Consider the following 18,332-nt stretch of genomic DNA (forward strand, 5'->3'; position numbering starts at 1 on the left):
TTGGTATTCGGCTTTTTCTTATTCGTGATCTTGTATGTTGTTTTGGGTATAATGATCGTCTATTTATTTGGACCCAAACGTTTTAGACTGAGATAAATACGCAAAAGAATATGCAAAATATTTATCATTTCAATAATTTCCATCTGATAAAATGACCGTTTAAAGTCCATAAATAAACCTTTTTCTCACAGCGAATAGCACTCCCTTCTAATCCATTCCACATGACTTTGAGGGGAGTGCTTTTATTTTCTCTCGCTATTTAATCTCAATCCAATAATCGCCCAGTCTATTTTAACTCTACTACATAGACCATCTATATTATTCAAACCTTCATTTATCCGTCTGTATTTGCCTACTTTTTATTCATTTGATTTTGTTTTCCCCATTGGTTAAGGAAAAAGCTTACAGTCAAAACCCTTCTTTAACCTATACACTTAACCATTTACTAAGAATTTCCTTTATAACTTTAACATGCCTTTAAACATTATGCTATTTTGAACTTAAGCAATCACAAAGAATGGCGGTCTTAGTTGATTGGATCCCTTGCTATCAATGAAGAAAGAGAATAGCCATTTAAAATAGAGTATAGACATTTAATTTATTGAATCAATTTTGAACCCATTTTTGTTCGGATATCATGAACAACCATAAAACCAACCAGAATAAATCCTAAATACCCATTAATTCCATAAAGGACATTTACAAGATCCTTGTAGGGCAAGAAAATAGCGATTACCATTCCAATAACTCCACCCAAAATGGTTAAGATTTTATAGCGTGAGCTTCCATCTGTGGCCACACGACCCACCCCTGTCCAGAGTAGAGGAACTGCCGTGGTATAGATTCCAGCAAAAACAATAACGGCAAAAGCTTGCGCAAATACCGGGTTCACTTTATTAGCTAATACCAATGCTGGAATATCAGCCTTACCAGTTTCACCAATGTAGCTAATTAAAGCGATACAACAAATGGCTGCTGCCCCGAAAATGAATAAGGTAGATAGAAGCATTCCTGTGTTCACTTCTTTTAATTTATTTTTTGCACCAATTTCAGATAGAAAAGCTGCAAACCACAAAATAACAAAGCCACCGTATGATGCGCCTGAAAAAAATGGATTGTCGCCGCCTACTTGAACCAAATCATAAACGCCTCGATCAATTGCGCTTACATTTTCGCTGAAGTTTGGAAAGCCAGTGATCGCAGTAATTGTTGATACAATCAGAATAAGAATAATAATAATCGGTCCTATTTTACTAAGTGCCTTGATAATTCCGTCTAATCCAAAGACAGCTGTAGCAACTACTGCAATGGTTAGAACCAATGCACCTACTCCGTTTGCTAATCCCCATTGTTGAGAGGCCGTAGCATTCGCCCCTCCACACATAACGATAAAACACATATAACAGAAAAAGGCAGAAAAATAATCAAAGAAAGCACCGATGTACTTACCGGTATAATGTTGGTATATGTCGCCGCCTCTTTCAAGTTTCAAGCGATTACCATTGGTCGCAAAGGATAAATTCGTATAGACATAAATGATTGCCGCAACAGCTATGACAATCCAAAATCGTGAGCCATAGGAAGCCTCATATTGCATTACTTCTTGCATTGTCGCAAATCCGGCCCCAATGTAAAAGGCGATACACGCGCCTGTAAATCCTAGAATCGTCCAAATGTTCATTTTTGATTTTTCCATGTTTTCCCCCTCTTTTCTACTTTCGAACATCTTGTCATTCTGAAGAAGTAAATTTTAAAAAAAGCAGTCCATAGAACAGTTATAAAGCTATTCAATCGGGACTGCTCTTATTATTTTAGAATCTATTCACTCTATTCGAGTGGATTTAGAAGACCGTAACTTCCGTTACTGGTTGGCTCAGTGCATTTATCGCACGTTCAACCATCTTCATGCGCAATTTCTCTTCATCTTTTCGCTCCAGGGATGGATCTCCAGTAGGGTGAGGAATAGCAACTGTTGGCACAATTCGGTTCGCTCCAACAGATTGAGAAATGGTAATAATTGTAGCCATATGAACAATTGGAATACCAAAACGTTCGATTTCTTTAACGATTGTTGCTCCGCAACGTGTACAGGTCCCTCAAGTACTGGTAAGAATTACTCCGTCAACTCCCGCTTCCTTCAATTCTTTTCCTATTTCTTTACCGAATATGATGGCATTACCAACTGCCGTACCTGTACCTGTCGTGGTGTAGAATTTCTCATGAACCTTACCAATTTTGCCTTCTTTTTCCATTATTCTAAGAGAGTCTAATGGAAGAACACGATCTGGCGATTCATTACAATAGATGGGATCAAAACCACCATGAATGGTGATGAAATCGCCTGTAAGGTTAGCATGATCTTCGATATTGTATTTACCCCATTTTTGAGCAGAGGCAGACTGAATCCGATCGGGATTTCCTACCGGTACAATCCCTCCAGTAGTTACCAAAGCTATTGTGGCTTTAGTTAAGTCCTTAATTGGAGGGGCTGGCTCAACCAAGTCAAAGCTAGGCATTGGCATTTCAGTTTTATATTCTTCGTTGTTCAAACGTTTCATCAGCATCTCAACCGCACGAACGGCACCGATTTTATCGGAAAAGCCTGTAATACGCTTACCTTGCTTGAAGATCCCATCTTCTTCAGGAATAACTTGCTCGCCTGCTAATATTTTCTTCGCAATCGCAGCCATTTTAGGTAAGGCAGATCGCATATCAACTGCACTATTTCCAGTTGGAACGGTATATGCTTTTAGTCTGGTAATTTCAAGACCTGGGTTTTCTTCATACATACCTGATACTACAGGGATATCGTATTTATCCACCACGAACTGAGCAATTAAGGATGAAGCCACCCCATAGCGGCCCGCATTAAAGGAGGGGCCGACTACTACTAAATCCGGTTGAATCTCATCCATTGCTTTCTTAAATTCAGCTAAAGCTGCTTCATTGTTTTCATTGATATAGTTATCGCCACAAATAAAAGTCGCGACCACTTTACCTGCATCGCCCAACTCCTTTTCAAATCCTACGGCAGGTCCGACTGTCCCTTCCTTTAAAACGGGAGCAAAGTCGGCATTCTCTTCTCCACCAATCTGGCCAAAAAACTGATTCAAATAATATAAGATTCTTTTTTCCATTGTCTTCCTCCTCGTTCTAATACTCAGTGACCATCAAATTATGATATCCGATCTCTGAAGTGGCTCCAATCACAGCGTTTAATTCACACTTCATAACACCGGTTTCAGCATCATAGGCTCCAGCCCATCCTCCTGCCAAATTGGCAATCGCTTCTGGATCTCCCAGGATACGGTCCGCTTTTGGTAATGTTACAACGTGAGAAACGTTTCCTGTTGATATTACAGCTTTTGCTTCTGGTTTTGAGTCTGCGAGTGGTTGACTGGCTCCATCCCAACCAGAACATTCATCCGTAATCAGAACAGCTTTTATCCCTTGTTTTTCTAATCGTTCAGCAATCATGACTAAGTCAGAGTCTGGATTTCCATATCCTTCTTCCGATACAATCACCCCATCTGCCCCCAACTGCTTGCATAATTTAGCAGTGAAATCACACGATCTAAATTTTCCTTCTAAGGTTGTTAGTTCTGGAACCATAACCACACCAAGGAAATTAATTTCTTTGCCGTGTTTTTTCAAAAGTTCTAAGATAACTGGATTGGTTTGATGTTGATAAGTCGTAATCTTATCGCAAGCTGCTACACAGTTGCCCGAAACGACTGCTCCATCCAGTTCTTCCAGCGGATGCAGAAGTGTTGGAATAATATTTTTAGCATCCACTCCATAGATATAAGAGTCATGGAGAAGCCCTTGAGTGATGAGCATCTCAGCATAGACTACCTTAGGAAGATCTGGATATTTAGCTGTTTCTTCTGGATTTGATCCTACTTCAAACGTTTCGATTTCATAGACTGGAGCGTCTTTTGCAAACTGTCCGACATATTCAGAGATTAACAGACCTGCCATTCGAACTGCTAATTCATGTTCATGAGCTGTTAATCCGTCGACTACCGATAGATCCACCACTAAATTAAAAGTCTTGGAGAAGGGCGTCCATTTTGCTCCTTCTCCCCACATATCAATCACACCTTCTTGGAAGCCGACAATATCTCCAATTGTAACGATAGCAACGCCTTCTAATACGTTATAAGCTCCATTCCCAAGCTGGCCAGTCTGCGAAGTTATCCCAGCAAATCCAGGAACACCTTCTACTTTTACCCGTGGTTCAATGACATCTTTTACAGGGATGATGCGTGTCTTTTCACCTGGTTTAGCGATATCGACAGTAACCTCTTTAATATTGTCCAAACTCTTAATATAATTGACTAATTCTTCGCGATTTAAAACGAGTTTTTCTCCTACTACTTCATTTTTATCGCCAAAGACAACATCATTAATTTTTACTTTACGTCTTTCTAGTTTCAAATTGATTCCCTCCTATTTGTTAAAACGATCTCCCAACTCACTTACCTCTTTAAGAGCTACTTTTAAAAGCTCGTAATCAATAAATTCGTAATCCTCCTTATTCTTGTAATCCACTGTATGGGTAGCTAAAGAGTTTTGTAAAAGTTCTATGCTATTTTCAATTGCCAAAAGAGACTGAGTGTTATCTCCTTCTGGTTTATCTGATATCAAGATCGACCGTACGGGAGAAAAATGCATCCGACCACTGGCGGCCAAAGGAGATGTCATTAAATAATGTCCTTTGTGAATCAAGTCACGTGCCTTTTTCAAAACAGCTAATTGATCACCTTCAACCAAGATTATGTTACCGCTTTCATTGACGGTTATATTATTCGTTAAAATCATTTCACCACCTCTATCTTTTCACTTTTAATGAAGACAATGCTAACGCTTACATCCAATAATAAATTGTGGGTTGAAACCATCTCATCACCTCACTGATATACTAACTGTTTTTCAGATGAATGTCAATTGTATTTAGATAAAAATTTTGATTTATTTAAAATAAAAATTTACATAAAAAAACCTTAAGATCTTTTTACTAAGACCTTAAGGTTTTTAACTATATTTCATTCACTCTTAAAAGAGAGATTCTTTAATTCTAGAAAGAAAGTCTTCAATATGTTCGTAAGCATATTGTTCGGCTGCCTCTTCATCTTGATCTTCAATCGCTTGCACGATTTTACGGAAGGTTCTGGTAAAGATAGTCATATCATCAAAGTAATCATTACAATAATGCCACAATCTTTCGGTATGTAAATGAAGATGAGCTAGTGTTTCTTTTAACCATCGATTATCACAAGCTTGAAAAATAATTTGATGGAATCGTTCATCTTCATTGATAGCCTCTTGATAACTTGCTGTAGTAGAATAAGATTCTAAATTTTTAATAATTTGCTTCAACTCTGCTAATTGTGAGGGGGTGATCCGTTTTACGGCTTGACGAGTCGCATAGGGATCTAGTTGCTTTGTTACATCAAATAGCCCCTTGATATTACGAAAATCGATAGGAGCAACTTGTGCTCCAAACCTTGGCACAATATTAATGAGATCATCTCGCTCTAGCTCTTGCAAGGCTGATCGAATCGGTGAACGACTTACGCCAAACTCTTCAGCTAGATCAACTTCATTGAGTATTTTTCCGGGTTTATATTCAAACTCAATGATGCGACGCTTCAATTGATTATAGATACTTAAATTTTTCTGATCCAATCTTCTTCACCTCTTAGCTATCAAGCCATTCTGTATAACACTATACATAGGCCTCACTTATTATAACCTCAATCTTTGAGGAAAATCAAATAATGTTTAATTATGTATAATCTCCTAGGTTATCTTTACGTTAGCACTCAATTTTATTTTGCACAGCGAATTAAAAGAACTTTTATATAGATAGCCAGTCCGCAAAAGTGAAAGTCGAAGATATCCGAATAGGAAAGACTGATTATTCCAATGATCAGGGAATTATCTATATTAATAAGATTTTCTATGACCAAATTGGTTCAGTCTTTATAAAGAAAATTCAGATTCGATTAGCCATCATTGACATCACTCTTCTTATTCTTAATGCCTTAAAGTATTTTGTTTTAGGTATAATGATCGTCTATTTATTTGGACCCAAACGTTTTAAACTGAGATAAAATTGAAGTTTCACAAAAAAAGACGCTTTCTATAATCTTTCATGACTGAAAATTGGGTTGATTTAGAAAGCGTTTTTTTTAAGATTTTATTTTAATAACTAAATATCTCGTCTTTTAACAATTAAACAAATAACCAGAGGCAATCAGTGTACTGACCCCTATAGTTGGACCATGAAATTCAACTTTAGGGAGTCTTATTATGGCAAAATATAACTTAGATTTTAACATCATCCACTACAAATATCCTTTAAACACATCTCTCATTTTCTCAACTCTCTCGATAGCCTGATTCATATTTTCTATCAATGACAATAACCTTACTGCCATCACATATCATACACATATTCGTGAATTCAACTTTTTCTATCATTTATCAAAACTCCTGTAAATTATAATTTATCTTTTTTCATGCTTTTTAGAGCAAAATAATTAATTTATTGATCTAATAGTATTTCATTTCATATTTTGTTTCTCTAGTAGAGGGTTTGAAATCTAGTGTTTATCGTTACTATCTTCCGTTGTCATAATTATGACACAAGACCCGGCTGTTAAATCGTATATTAATATCTACACTTATAAATACAAATTTTATATCTATTCAGGTGAATTGCTAACCTTATAAATTCGAATTTATAATACTCTTATCTCAATACCAACTACACCATACTCTTGCTGTTTTTCTTTTGGATAGTATACATCCATATCAGCTGATGAAGCTTGATTAATATTGTCGATAGTATAACCACATCGCAATAAAGATAATGACTCATACAACTTATCAAATGATGGAAATTTATGTAATGCAACCACGACTGCACTTAATTTACATTCACTATTCTCAGTATTTGTAAACTTAATGAAATCTCCAACTTGTATCATTTGCCTTTTTTCATCTAATAATCGCAATTCAATATCTTTTTGCTTATACTTTATTTTATGAAAAGGTTCAGGATGTAAGTTCATATAATGAATCAAATTATTCACCTCCCTAATGATGTACTGTTTACAATATTTATTATCGAAAAACCCTGCTACATAGTACATCAATAACTCATTTTTTTGATTTTAAACTTTGTTAGAAGCTCTAAAACCCTTGTATTTACTTGACTATTTGCCTGTGTCATTATTATGACACGAAACCCAGATGTAAACTCCTAAAATTTCTTACTAACTCTTGATTATTAACGTTATAAGATCCATAACTTTATCAACATGAATATCTTCTTTAATCAAATAATTCCATAAACCAACATTCGGCCATAAAAATAAATCTACAATCCTTCGATAATCATCCCAAACACTCTGCTCGATATTATCTAAATCATAAATTTTAAAAACATGATTCAGTAAATCATTACGATAGTCGGTCATTTTCTCGAAGCTTTCTTTCGCCGTTAGATTCTCAAAATCATACATAGATAATTCATATCTTGTTTCGTTAAGAATATTATTATTATTCACTACCGTTCCAGACATATTAAAATCAATTAGACCCACAAATTCATTCTTATTAACTAAAATATTTGCTGCATTAAGATCGCCTTGTATGGAGCACTTTCTTAATTGAGGCAGAACTTCTTTTATTCCATTCCTACAGTTCTGATTTACCTCATCTAATGTAGAAATTAAATTTGATTGGTTTTATAGACAATAAGCATTCTCTTAATAAATGATAATTTTGTTCTTTCTCATCAATTTTTTCTTCTCAATCTGGTAATTCAATGATTGACCACATACTCCATCTACTCATCAAATCTTTATTTGAATTTTTTGCCATATATTTGGCAGTATTTTTTAACACTTCAAATTTTATATTGTCTGAATAGTCATTGAAGTTACAGATTTCGTATGGAACATATTCTTCAATCCAAGAAACAAATTCTATTTTTTCCAAGTTAAATTCATATAAGTAATTTCCATCGGGAGATTGAAGGTAACTTGGTACATAAATGCACTATTGTTATAGTTATCAATCACTTTAATCAGTTCAATAAAGTCATTTTGAGTTAATTCATTTTTTGAATTAATTTTAATGACCCAATCCTTATTGACATAAAAATTAATTCTAATATCAGTTTTTGAGGGACTTGTATCGTTACCAAAGGCGATTGTTTTATTGTCTATTTGGATATAATCACATATGTCATGGAGTAGCTTGCCTTCATCTTTAATGCTCTCCACTATTAATTTATAGCCCATTACTCCCCCAGTTTACTATTCTATTTCTATTCGAGGGTCTGGAAACCCCGTATTCATCGTTATTATTTGCCGTTATCATAATTATGACACGAGACCCACAGGTTGGATCTAGTTTCTTACTGTCTTTGATACAATTAAACTTTTCCTTTGAACTCTGAAACTTTTTATTTTGGGCATAAAAAAAGACGGTATCGCAACCGTCAGGAATCTCTCCTTTTAACTAATAATTGTGAGAATAGTAATCTAATATCGGAAAACCTTTATCAATTAAATAGTTTCCAATTCCACTTTCTATATCCGATCGATACAATCCCTCAGGAATATTCAACAGAGGAAAAATGTACACATAATCTTCCACCCACTCTAATTTCAACTTTTCATTTATTTTACCGGAAGATGATTTATTCTTAGTATTTTTAGTAAAAAATATATCTTCACTAGTACCTATAACACTTATCATCTTTATTCCACTCTCTGAAACAGATAATTTTATCCATACAATGTCATCTTTCTGATTTCCATATTCTGATCTTATTTTACTATATGATATTCTATGTGATTCAGTATTTTTTAGTACTATTTTAGGATTCGTTATTTTCATCATCCCTAGTTGGTCAAGAAATTCATTTACACAATCAACTAAATATTTTTCATCAAGCTCACTTTTACAAGCCTGTATATACTGCTCTCTTGCTTTTTCAAGCCTAAAGTTAAACAACTTATCTTCCAAATCTACACTTCTATTTTTAATCGAAGGGAAAATCCATTTCATAGATACTTCTATAATTTTTTTATTCAATATTATCCACCTTCTCTTCAAACTCTTTTAAAGTTAACCCATTTTCAGTTTTCCAGTCAGTTTTACCGTTTGTGTGCATACCTAGTACAAATGCAGCAGCATATGACGGACTATTGAAAAGATAGTTTTTAGTAAGCCTTCCATCTATGATTTCATCTGTTGCTCTACATTTTTCTCTAATATCTTTTATTCCTTTAGGTATGGCTCTTGAGTCAATTTCCTCAATCATACTATCCTTCAAAACAACAAAGCCTTCATTAGTCCTCATACATTTTGCTTCGATTATCCTATTAGATTTTTTGCTTTTTCTTGAAAGATAAAGTGTTAATTCTTCATTTTCTTCAACGATATCTTCTACAGTTGATTTAACTAAAGGAACAAATACTTTGTAACCTAAAACGCCAAGAACCATTTTTGAGTATTCAACAAAATCTTCTAGTTCTGATTCTTTTTCTTCTGTCACATTTCCTGGATTTGGATCATTTCCATTTCTTACATTAAATCTAGCTGTTGAAATAGACATGTTAGTAAACCTATTTTCAAGATAGCTTATCTCTGTTGGTCCGAATGAGTTGTTTTGAGTAGTAAGCATTACCGCATCACTAAAATAAGCTTCATCTTTTAAATGTTCAGCTACTCTAAAAAGGACTCCTTCACCATTTTTACGAATACCGGCTTGTCCAATATATACCTCATCTTCACCATTATCATTTTTGCCAAAAAGAAAATAAACTCCACTCTGCTTTAAGTCCTGTCTATCTTTACACTTATCAAGATATGATCTTGGAATTTTATAAGCAAGTCCTGTCCAATTTGCCAGAGTGCATTTTATTCTTCCTGTTACATCCCCATCCATCAAATAGAGATTAAAATTTTTACTATTATTCATTTGCTACATCTCCAAAAGTACAAATATTTATTATATATTATACCTTCTATAGCTATTATTATAAAGCACAAACAGACACTTCACCAATTTTATTGAAGTGTCTGTCTCTATCTTTATCTATTTAATTCTACCTGGCTGCCATCAAGGAATGTAAATTCAATCTTTCCATTATGATGCACCGTAAGGTAGTTTACCATGCTAAGCCATACATTTTTATCGAATGTTGTCTGTAGTTCCTGCTTTTCCAGTTCCTTTATAAAGTCCTCTACCTCATCACGCTTAGATTGTTTTTCAATGATGATTTGTTTAACTTCTTCAAGTCTAGCGTTTGAGGCATTAAACCTATTTACTAGGCTAGTATAGCTTAATTCATACGCCTCTTGATTTTGAACTTTTCTAGCATTCTCATTAATGCATTCATTCACTTGTTCAGCTACAATATTAAGTTCTTCTTCAAGTTCTAGCTTTTCTTCCTCAAGCGTTGAGGTATCAAAGATTATATTTGCCATTTCCTTATGGTTGCTGATGATTTCCTTCTTATTTTCAACTAGCTTATTTACTGCTTCTAAAAATAGTTTTTGAATTTCTTCTTCAGTCAAATGTGGAGTAGTACATTTTTCTTCAAACTTATGATTACATTGCCAAATCTTCTGACGGTACTTACTTGTTGAATGCCACGTTTTTGAACCGTACCAGGATCCACAATCTCCACATATAATCTTACTAGAGTAAATGCTGACGCTTGAAATTCGATTCTTTCCAGCTTTTCTTTGCTCTAGTAACCTCTGCACCCTATCAAATGTACTTGGTGGAATAATAGCCTCGTGGTTCCCGGTTACATAATATTGAGGTGTTTCACCCTCGTTCTTTTTCTTTTCCTTGGTTAAAAAATCAACTGTAAATGACTTTTGAAGGAGTGCATCACCTTTATATTTCTCATTACTAAGAATTGCTGTAACTGTTCTTGCCGACCATTTCTTTTTCCCACCGGGTGTTAATATTCCCTCACCAGTCAGCTCTTTTGCAATTCCAAAAGGTGAATATCCTTGAAGGAAAAGTCTATAAATCTTTTTTACAACTTTTGCTTGCTCAGGATTAACAACTAGGTTTCCATCTTCTCCCCTGTCATAGCCTAGAAATCGCTCAAAAGGAACTGTCACCTTACCATCAGCAAATCTTTTTCTTTGGCCCCATGTGCAGTTTTCTGAAATGGATCTGGACTCTTCTTGAGCTAGACTGGACATGATTGTAATCAGCAGTTCTCCCTTACTATCAAAAGTCCAGATGTTTTCTTTTTCAAAGAATACTTCCGTTCCATGTTCCTTTAACTTTCTGATGGTAGATAAACTATCTACGGTATTTCTGGCAAATCGACTAACTGACTTTGTAACAATAAGGTCAATCTTCCCGTCAAGAGCATCTTTTACCATTCGCTTAAAACCATCACGCTTTTTGGTGTTGGTAGCTGATATTCCATCATCAGTGTAAACTTGTACGAACTCCCAATCCTCTCTACTTTTGATGTAATTTGTATAGTAGTCAACCTGTGCCTCATAGGAAGTTTGCTGTTCTTCGCTATCCGTTGATACTCTGGCATGTCCTGCAACTCTTCGCTTCTTCACCTCATTAATTGGAGCCAGATTAAATTTACTAATGGTTGCAGGTATTGTGGTTACTTTCTTATTGACCATTTTTTCTCACTCCTTATTTTCTTCATTCTCTCGCTTGCTTCTTTTCTGTGTTCTTCATCTTTCCAGTATTCATGCATTTTAAGGATCTGTTTTTCATGCCTTTCCTTAGTCCAAGGAGTACCACGTTTCTTCTCAAGATATTCTCTTATATCCTCATGGTCATCTTTGAACTTAAACCTTACTTTGTTATCAGCAATGTATATCTTTTCAATTTTTTCATCCATTACCTTCTCATCAAACTCATCAAGTTCTAGCACCTCGCATAATAGTTTTTTAAGCGTTCCTTCTTGAATTGAGTTATGTGGACATTCACTTCTTTTTGTTCTGCAGGAAAGGTATGTTATTTTCTCTCCCGTCTTAAGTGTTGATTTTAAGGAATTAAATGAATTACCACACCTATCACATTCAATGAGTCCTGTAAAAGGTGTGGCTGGATTTTTCCTGTGATACTTATGTTTATTTTTTCTTTGCTCAGATATTTTTGCTCTAACCTCTTCAGTAAAATATTTCTTTCTATCTATCTTTCTATATAGTTTTTCAACTATTCTTCCATCTTTAAGGTAGAATATAAATTTTTCTTTTTTAATCACATCAATATGATCTATCTCTTTAGTAAAAATCTCAGGATCATATTCTTCTATTTCTAATACTTCACAGATAATTTCTTTTATTAGCCTATCGTTTATATCCCCGGTATGGCAGGGATTACCATGTCCTGCTTTTCTTGTAGCACAAACCCAATACTTATTTTTTCCATTAACTAAATTTCTAACGCTACTTTGAAAATTCTTACCACAGTGTGGGCATCGTATTTTTCCAGTCATTTCCGTTGTTGGTATTGCAGGGTTACCAATTGCCCCAGCAGCCCTTCTTCTTTCCATTTCAACCTGCACTTTGTCGTAGGTTTCTTTTGGAATAATTGCCTCATGTGTATTTTCTACATAATATTGAGGTAGTTCACCCCTATTAAGCTTTCGCTTTTTAGTAATTGGATCAACTACATATTCTTTTTGGAATAGCAGGTTTCCTGTGTAAGTGATGTTTCTTAAGATTACTTTTATGTTAGAGTCTACCCAGCTATAGCCTCGCCTAGTTGTTATACCTTCTTTAGCAAACATCTTCTCAATCTGCATCCTTGATTTTCCAGAAAGATATTCTGAATATATTCTTCTTACAATCTCCGCCTCTTCCTCAACAATTACGAGTTTATCTCCTTCCCAAACATACCCGAATATATTAAATCTGCCATTTGGTATTCCTTGCTTAAATCTTTTTACCGTACCCCATTTCACATTTTCTGAAATGGATCTTGATTCTTCCTGTGCAAATGAAGCTAGGATGGAAAGCATCAGCTCTCCATCACCACTTAAGGAATTGATGTTTTCATTTTCAAATCTAACTTCAATGCTTTTTGATTTAAGGCGTCTTACTACTTCCAATAGGTCAACTGTGTTTCTTGCAAAACGCTTGATGGACTTAGTGAGGATAATATCAATATTTCCTTTTTCACACTCTTCAATCATTTCCATAAAGCCTGGTCTTTTAGTTGTACTTGTTCCTGATATGCCATAATCAGAATAAACACCTTTAAATTCCCATTTAGGGTTATTTTGAATTAGTTTGCTGTAATAACTTACCTGTGCAGATAAGGAATGCTTAAGTCTATCAGTTTCCATAGATACTCTGGCATAGGCAGCAACCTTTTTTCTTTTTTCGATGAGTGGCTTTTTCACATCGATTTTTTGTACTTGTTTCATTGGTCTACCTCCTTTGTCAGTGTATATACATCACTCTAAACGCTTAATATATCAAGTCATTCAGTGAGAAAAGCTCCCCTATAAATGGATGATATTTTTCCAGTAGGATACAATTCATTTCTTCGAATTCTTCCTTATTTATAATGTGATTTTTGAGCATTTTTACAGCACTGGAGATAGATAATTGATACATCATTTCAGAGTGTTCCTCTTTATTCATCACCATCACCGCCTCTAAACCTATCCTCTATATAGCAGGTATGACAGCAGTATTTTCTATTTTCATGAGGATAAGCCTTAAATGATTTATGGCAATTAAGACAGGTATATTCCTCAAGTTTTGTCTTATCTAGCTTTATCCTATTTTTGTTCCACCAAGATCTTTTACAACTTTCACTGCAGAAGATTTTTTTCTTGGTGTGCTCTTTTTGAATGATTTCTTTTCCACACTCTTCGCAACAACATTTCTTAGGAGTAAAAGTTCCAGCTAAGTTATTGTTCCTACAAAATGACTTGATAGTGTTTACACTTATTCCAAGCTCATTTGAAATTTTCTTATATCCTAGACCTTCTTCTCTAAGTTTCTTTATCTTTTCCTTTTCTTCTAAATTCATAAAGCTTCTCCCTCCTAACTACCTAAGGGAGTTTCAAAGATATTTTTCCGGCCAAAATAAAAAAAGCCTGAAGATTATTCCAGTTAAGGAATAACCCTCAGGCTAATTTTTTCTAGTTATAAAATTTCGTTGACTCGTTTTTGTACTGCGTTGTAATCATATCCAGCTCTTTCAAGTCTGTTTTTTCTATCTTGTCCGTTACCCCAATCACCTCGGATAACCTCACGTGCCAAAGTATCAATTGACTTACCACTAGGCTTGCTTGCAATTCCTGATAAGAGTTCATTCACCCTATTTTGAACAGCATTGTAATCATAACCTGCCGCTCTTAGACGATTTACTCTATCCCCTCCATTACCCCAGTTTCCATTAAGCACCTCTCTTGCTAGAGTGTCTATGCTTTTTGAAGAAGATGTTGTTACTGGATAGACAACATTTCCATTTGCATCATAAACAGAATATCCATTATTTTCATTGGCACACTTTTTAGCATTATCTAGATTTCTAAATGCACCCTTTTGGCTCTTTGCATCAGCCCATGACTTTCTTAATCTGTATAAAGAAGAAATACCTGTGCTTGGTTTATTTGAACTACCACCAACAAGTTTCTTATTTACTTCACTTGCTATATATGAAAACTTGCTACCAAGATATGGTCCAGGGCAATTGGTGTTGGCATACCATTCATGCTTTTGCAGAACCCCATCTTTTCCACCAGTATAGGTACAATTCTTGATTCCATTTCTCTTACAGATATCTGTAACTAAGTCAATCAGCGTGGCAAGAATTCTATCGCTTACTGGCCAGTTACCGCCATTTGCTGAATTTGATACTTCAATGGTAACCGCTCTATTGTCGCACCAAGAACTTGATGTACACCAAGAGCGATTACTCTCATCAACACATAATACAATCTTTTTATCATTTCCTATTCCATAATTGCAAGATGCCTGCCTTGATGTAGGCTTAAAAATGTTACCAATAGTAGCTGCACTAATTGCACCTGCTGTATGGTGGATTGCTATTTTTGTAATCGGCTGATTTCTGTGTCCACTATGATTTGGACTAAGCATTGTTATATTTACTAAACTACTGTTACTCATGTTCTTTTCCTCCTCTTTCCTTATCATGTAACTGTTCTAAAACTGCTTTTAATTTGTCAGGTACAGGTAGTCCAAGATGTGCAGCATTTTCTATTAATGAAAGTCCTTCATTTGAAAGGTAAAAGAAAACAACTGCCGTTCTTAGCACACTTCCAGACTTGATAATCTGAACATCAATAATGTTGGCGATACCTACGAGCATAAAAATAAGCACCTTTCTACAGATGCCTTTAAACCCTACAGAACTAGATAACTTCTTATCTGCTATCGCACACATTATTCCTGTGATGTAATCGATGACTACAAATAAAAGAAGTGTAATGATAAGTCCATCGCACCCTCCTAAAAAATATCCAAGCCATGCCCCAATTCCAGTAAAAGTAAGCTGGATCGTACTCCAAAATTCCTTCATATTAAATTCCTCCTTTGTAATAAAAAAACAGCTATTTCTAGCTGCTACTAACTAATCCTTTCCCAAATATATGTTGTAATGTATGGCTCTAATTTATTGTAATTGCTAGGTTTTCGCACATTAGGCTTAATTTCATTACTAGCTTGAATATCCCATCCTCTACCTGTGATACCATACTTTGTCATTGTAGTTGTATTCAAAAAATATCCCTTTCCAGTTCCATAGCCCATATCACCAACTAAAGGTAATGGTAAATCTTTACTTCCCCCAGTCTTTTTGGAACTCTTAAAGTCAGCATCATTTTCATCAACTCCTATTAAAGTTCTTCCTTTAGCAAATCTGCTCCAGGTTCCGCCAATAAAGCTTGAAGGATTAATATTACTAGTCATAAGGAAAATACTTCCTACAGGATAAGACTTTAGTATTTGGTTTTTAATATAAGTTTCTATATTTTCACCTTTCAACTTTACTTCAAAATCTCTGGCAATTTCAAACATCTTCTCTCGCTCTGAAACCTTACCAATAGCTATACCTCTTCCAGATTTATGAAAATCCATAAGCACATAGGCAGTACCAACTTTTAAATACAAAGAAGCTGTTGTAAAGTCATCCTTTAAGTCAATCTTTAAATCCCAGGAATACTCTCCACTTGCAGGTGTCTCCACATTTCCAGATTTTGAATAGCTACTTAGTGAAATATCCTTTATTGTCCATGAAGTATCTGACTGTTTCTTATATCCATACTTCAAAGACTTAGAGTTTTTGTTATTAACAGGTGCTACTTCCACAGAGTAATCAAGCCTAATATAATTACCTACTTCATCACTGCTACCACTTGAGTTACATCTTTCAGCACGAAAGGTTCCTATCTTAGGAATATACCAATCATAAACAGTTGGCTTTACACTTGCAGATCCAGTAAGACCACGTGCATCTGTTACTAATGCACTTACAGTCTGTGAAATACTTATAATCACTTCAGATACCTGTTCTGAAGTCTGATAATTAACACCATTTAAGGAAAGTGACCTAGAACTTATAGTCGTTCCGGCATATAACTTTTCAGTTACTTTTGCTCTAATCTTTGACTGTCCTTTTACAAAACCACCGTATTTATCCTTATATTTCATATCATCAGAAAGAGAAATTGATATTACAGGTTTCATATCTGATGTAGGTGAAACACTTATTGAACTGGCTTCCTTAGTTCCTATTTGTGTACTTCCAGAATAGGTTATTGCTCTAACTCTTATTTTGTGAGATTTAGTTGGTAGATACTTAGCCCAGTCTTTTGGAATCGTCCATGTATATGAAGTCCCTACACCCGTAGCAATATTTGTAAAATAAAGCTTTCCATCAACACCTGCTTGGATTGTATGAGTGAAACTGCTTGATGCTCTTGGAAGGTTAATAACAATCTTATCTCCATAAGTAGCACTTGTTTTACTGACCGAAGGTTGAGTTGCCCTTTCAATAGTAGGTAGTGACCAAGAACCACTACCTGAACAGTTAACTGCAAAAGTATAAATTCCTGCCTCAGCACTTGCGCTAAAGCTTTTAGAACCATCTGAATTGTGGCTGATTGTAAATGAGCCACCTGCAACAGTAGTTCCATTAAAAAGTTTAATTCTAGATGATGAACTATATACAACTGAACCGTTAATAACTACTTTAAAGTTACCTGCCATATACCAAGAATATGTGTCACCACCAGCACCTTTAATATTCCAATTAATAACTGTTTTATTACTGTCTATTGATTGACTTGCTACACTCCAGTTAAAGGTTAAGTAACGTACAGCATATTTACTTGTACTAAAGGATCCACTACTTGCCATCTAATCCACCACCTTTATAAAACTTAAATTGCCAGTTGTTCTTGGAATAAAAGCAAATTTTCCAAGCTTTAAGCTGTTAATAAACTCTCCATCCACTGCATAAAATTTTCTATTCTGCCAGTAGGCACTACTTGCACCATTTTCCATAAAATTGATTCTGTCATTTTCAATTCTTAGTGTCAGTGGATTGCCTTCTTCACCCAGCAAGATATCTCCATCAACAAATCTGATATATTTCGTAATTTCAGCAAATCTGTTTGATGTATCACCATTAATTTTTGCTTGCTCTGATTTATATTGATTGAAGGTTAGTTCTATTCCACTTGCAGTCTGCGTGATAATTGTTCTAATAGACTCTAATAATTCATCAGCCTTTTCCTTGTTATAGTAGGCATCTGATACTTCACTTCTAATTTGTTCTGCAGACTGATTAATATTGGAGTTTGCCTCTCTTACAGCACGAACTGTTGCCACTACACTAGCAGCCTTGATGCTTTCCTCTAAATTTCTATTTACAGTTTTGATTGTTTCTTTGGTATTAATCTGTTCCTGTGTAAAGGACCTTTCTGAACTACCGATTGTGATGCTGTTACTTTCAGGACTTAAAAGATCTATAAAAATAGATTTAATAAGCATCTTCTTATCTATAGATAGATTTGATACTTTTACAGGTATATATGTTCCAACTGAAAAAGGCGAGACTTTATATCCCGCCCTTGAAAGGTCTGCTGCTGAAAGAGTTATTGTAGTTGTAATACCAAGTGCATCCGCTAAATCTCTCTGTCCAGCCTTTAATAAATTAGTTTCATCCGTTATATTTTCATGGTGGACTACTTTTGTAATATGGCCATAGCTTGGCTCTTTGTCAAATAGGGTTGATGAGTAGGTGAGGTAACCGACTGGTTACTTCA

Annotated in this window: 17 protein-coding genes and 1 pseudogene; all 18 read right to left on the reverse strand. The window is 35.0% G+C overall.

From position 1 onward, the window contains the following. Positions 1 to 598: 598 nt before the first annotated feature. A complete protein-coding gene (locus ACQV2G_RS07000; RefSeq protein WP_428874102.1) occupies positions 599 to 1,696 on the reverse strand; it encodes a YkvI family membrane protein in 1,098 nt (365 codons plus the stop codon). A gap of 145 nt (positions 1,697 to 1,841) precedes the next feature. After that, the gene (locus ACQV2G_RS07005) at positions 1,842 to 3,137 is read right to left on the reverse strand and encodes a glycine/betaine/sarcosine/D-proline family reductase selenoprotein B (RefSeq protein WP_428876446.1); all 1,296 of its coding nucleotides are present in this window, start codon (positions 3,135 to 3,137) and stop codon (positions 1,842 to 1,844) included. 16 nt (positions 3,138 to 3,153) lie between these two features. Beyond that, positions 3,154 to 4,440, reverse strand: coding sequence for a glycine/sarcosine/betaine reductase component B subunit (locus ACQV2G_RS07010; protein ID WP_428874100.1), 1,287 nt, complete (start codon positions 4,438 to 4,440; stop codon positions 3,154 to 3,156). 12 nt (positions 4,441 to 4,452) lie between these two features. Then, on the reverse strand, positions 4,453 to 4,824 hold the full coding sequence (locus ACQV2G_RS07015; protein ID WP_428876447.1) for a GrdX family protein: 372 nt from the start codon (positions 4,822 to 4,824) through the stop codon (positions 4,453 to 4,455). A 234-nt stretch (positions 4,825 to 5,058) separates the two neighbouring features. Further along, positions 5,059 to 5,691 (reverse strand): GntR family transcriptional regulator, encoded by a 633-nt coding sequence (locus ACQV2G_RS07020; RefSeq protein ID WP_428874098.1) that lies wholly within the window; start codon positions 5,689 to 5,691, stop codon positions 5,059 to 5,061. A 1,058-nt stretch (positions 5,692 to 6,749) separates the two neighbouring features. After that, a complete protein-coding gene (locus ACQV2G_RS07025; protein ID WP_428876465.1) occupies positions 6,750 to 7,103 on the reverse strand; it encodes an ASCH domain-containing protein in 354 nt (117 codons plus the stop codon). Between the two features lie 183 nt (positions 7,104 to 7,286). Further along, positions 7,287 to 7,616, reverse strand: coding sequence for a hypothetical protein (locus ACQV2G_RS07030; RefSeq protein WP_428876448.1), 330 nt, complete (start codon positions 7,614 to 7,616; stop codon positions 7,287 to 7,289). A 384-nt stretch (positions 7,617 to 8,000) separates the two neighbouring features. Next, positions 8,001 to 8,318, reverse strand: a complete 318-nt coding sequence (locus ACQV2G_RS07035) for a hypothetical protein (RefSeq protein ID WP_428876449.1) — start codon at positions 8,316 to 8,318, stop codon at positions 8,001 to 8,003. A 220-nt stretch (positions 8,319 to 8,538) separates the two neighbouring features. After that, positions 8,539 to 9,117, reverse strand: coding sequence for a hypothetical protein (locus ACQV2G_RS07040; RefSeq protein WP_428876451.1), 579 nt, complete (start codon positions 9,115 to 9,117; stop codon positions 8,539 to 8,541). Beyond that, positions 9,110 to 10,006, reverse strand: a complete 897-nt coding sequence (locus tag ACQV2G_RS07045; RefSeq protein ID WP_428876452.1) for a GIY-YIG nuclease family protein — start codon at positions 10,004 to 10,006, stop codon at positions 9,110 to 9,112. The genes ACQV2G_RS07040 and ACQV2G_RS07045 overlap by 8 nt, the downstream gene beginning before the upstream one ends. 113 nt (positions 10,007 to 10,119) lie before the next feature. Continuing rightward, complete coding sequence (locus ACQV2G_RS07050; RefSeq protein WP_428876454.1) at positions 10,120 to 11,697, reverse strand: recombinase family protein; 1,578 nt, start codon at positions 11,695 to 11,697, stop codon at positions 10,120 to 10,122. Continuing rightward, positions 11,679 to 13,454, reverse strand: a complete 1,776-nt coding sequence (locus ACQV2G_RS07055) for a recombinase family protein (RefSeq protein ID WP_428876455.1) — start codon at positions 13,452 to 13,454, stop codon at positions 11,679 to 11,681. Before ACQV2G_RS07055 ends, ACQV2G_RS07050 begins: the two co-directional genes overlap by 19 nt. A gap of 43 nt (positions 13,455 to 13,497) precedes the next feature. Further along, positions 13,498 to 13,674, reverse strand: coding sequence for an SHOCT domain-containing protein (locus tag ACQV2G_RS07060; protein ID WP_428876456.1), 177 nt, complete (start codon positions 13,672 to 13,674; stop codon positions 13,498 to 13,500). Then, a complete protein-coding gene (locus tag ACQV2G_RS07065; RefSeq protein WP_428876457.1) occupies positions 13,667 to 14,068 on the reverse strand; it encodes an RNA polymerase subunit sigma-70 in 402 nt (133 codons plus the stop codon). Before ACQV2G_RS07065 ends, ACQV2G_RS07060 begins: the two co-directional genes overlap by 8 nt. A 116-nt stretch (positions 14,069 to 14,184) precedes the next feature. After that, positions 14,185 to 15,171, reverse strand: a complete 987-nt coding sequence (locus tag ACQV2G_RS07070; RefSeq protein WP_428876458.1) for an N-acetylmuramoyl-L-alanine amidase — start codon at positions 15,169 to 15,171, stop codon at positions 14,185 to 14,187. Continuing rightward, a complete protein-coding gene (locus ACQV2G_RS07075; RefSeq protein WP_428876460.1) occupies positions 15,164 to 15,583 on the reverse strand; it encodes a phage holin family protein in 420 nt (139 codons plus the stop codon). Before ACQV2G_RS07075 ends, ACQV2G_RS07070 begins: the two co-directional genes overlap by 8 nt. 47 nt (positions 15,584 to 15,630) lie before the next feature. Next, on the reverse strand, positions 15,631 to 17,421 hold the full coding sequence (locus tag ACQV2G_RS07080; protein WP_428876461.1) for a DUF859 family phage minor structural protein: 1,791 nt from the start codon (positions 17,419 to 17,421) through the stop codon (positions 15,631 to 15,633). Continuing rightward, positions 17,422 to 18,267, reverse strand: a pseudogene (locus ACQV2G_RS07085) (phage tail protein); the annotation flags it as partial. It lies immediately after the preceding gene. Between the last annotated feature and the right edge of the window lie 65 nt (positions 18,268 to 18,332).

The sequence above is a fragment of the Facklamia sp. P12955 genome (assembly GCF_050409565.1).
In the GTDB taxonomy this organism is placed as follows: domain Bacteria; phylum Bacillota; class Bacilli; order Lactobacillales; family Aerococcaceae; genus Facklamia.

What these genes read in the sequence shown, in the direction of transcription:
- ACQV2G_RS07000 (WP_428874102.1), bottom strand. Translation starts at nt 1,696, where the DNA reads ATGGAAAAATCAAAAATGAACATTTGGACGATTCTAGGATTTACAGGC.
- ACQV2G_RS07015 (WP_428876447.1), bottom strand. Translation starts at nt 4,824, where the DNA reads ATGATTTTAACGAATAATATAACCGTCAATGAAAGCGGTAACATAATC.
- ACQV2G_RS07035 (WP_428876449.1), bottom strand. Translation starts at nt 8,318, where the DNA reads ATGGGCTATAAATTAATAGTGGAGAGCATTAAAGATGAAGGCAAGCTA.
- ACQV2G_RS07045 (WP_428876452.1), bottom strand. Translation starts at nt 10,006, where the DNA reads ATGAATAATAGTAAAAATTTTAATCTCTATTTGATGGATGGGGATGTA.
- ACQV2G_RS07050 (WP_428876454.1), bottom strand. Translation starts at nt 11,697, where the DNA reads ATGGTCAATAAGAAAGTAACCACAATACCTGCAACCATTAGTAAATTT.
- ACQV2G_RS07055 (WP_428876455.1), bottom strand. Translation starts at nt 13,454, where the DNA reads ATGAAACAAGTACAAAAAATCGATGTGAAAAAGCCACTCATCGAAAAA.
- ACQV2G_RS07060 (WP_428876456.1), bottom strand. Translation starts at nt 13,674, where the DNA reads ATGAATAAAGAGGAACACTCTGAAATGATGTATCAATTATCTATCTCC.
- ACQV2G_RS07065 (WP_428876457.1), bottom strand. Translation starts at nt 14,068, where the DNA reads ATGAATTTAGAAGAAAAGGAAAAGATAAAGAAACTTAGAGAAGAAGGT.
- ACQV2G_RS07070 (WP_428876458.1), bottom strand. Translation starts at nt 15,171, where the DNA reads ATGAGTAACAGTAGTTTAGTAAATATAACAATGCTTAGTCCAAATCAT.
- ACQV2G_RS07075 (WP_428876460.1), bottom strand. Translation starts at nt 15,583, where the DNA reads ATGAAGGAATTTTGGAGTACGATCCAGCTTACTTTTACTGGAATTGGG.
- ACQV2G_RS07080 (WP_428876461.1), bottom strand. Translation starts at nt 17,421, where the DNA reads ATGGCAAGTAGTGGATCCTTTAGTACAAGTAAATATGCTGTACGTTAC.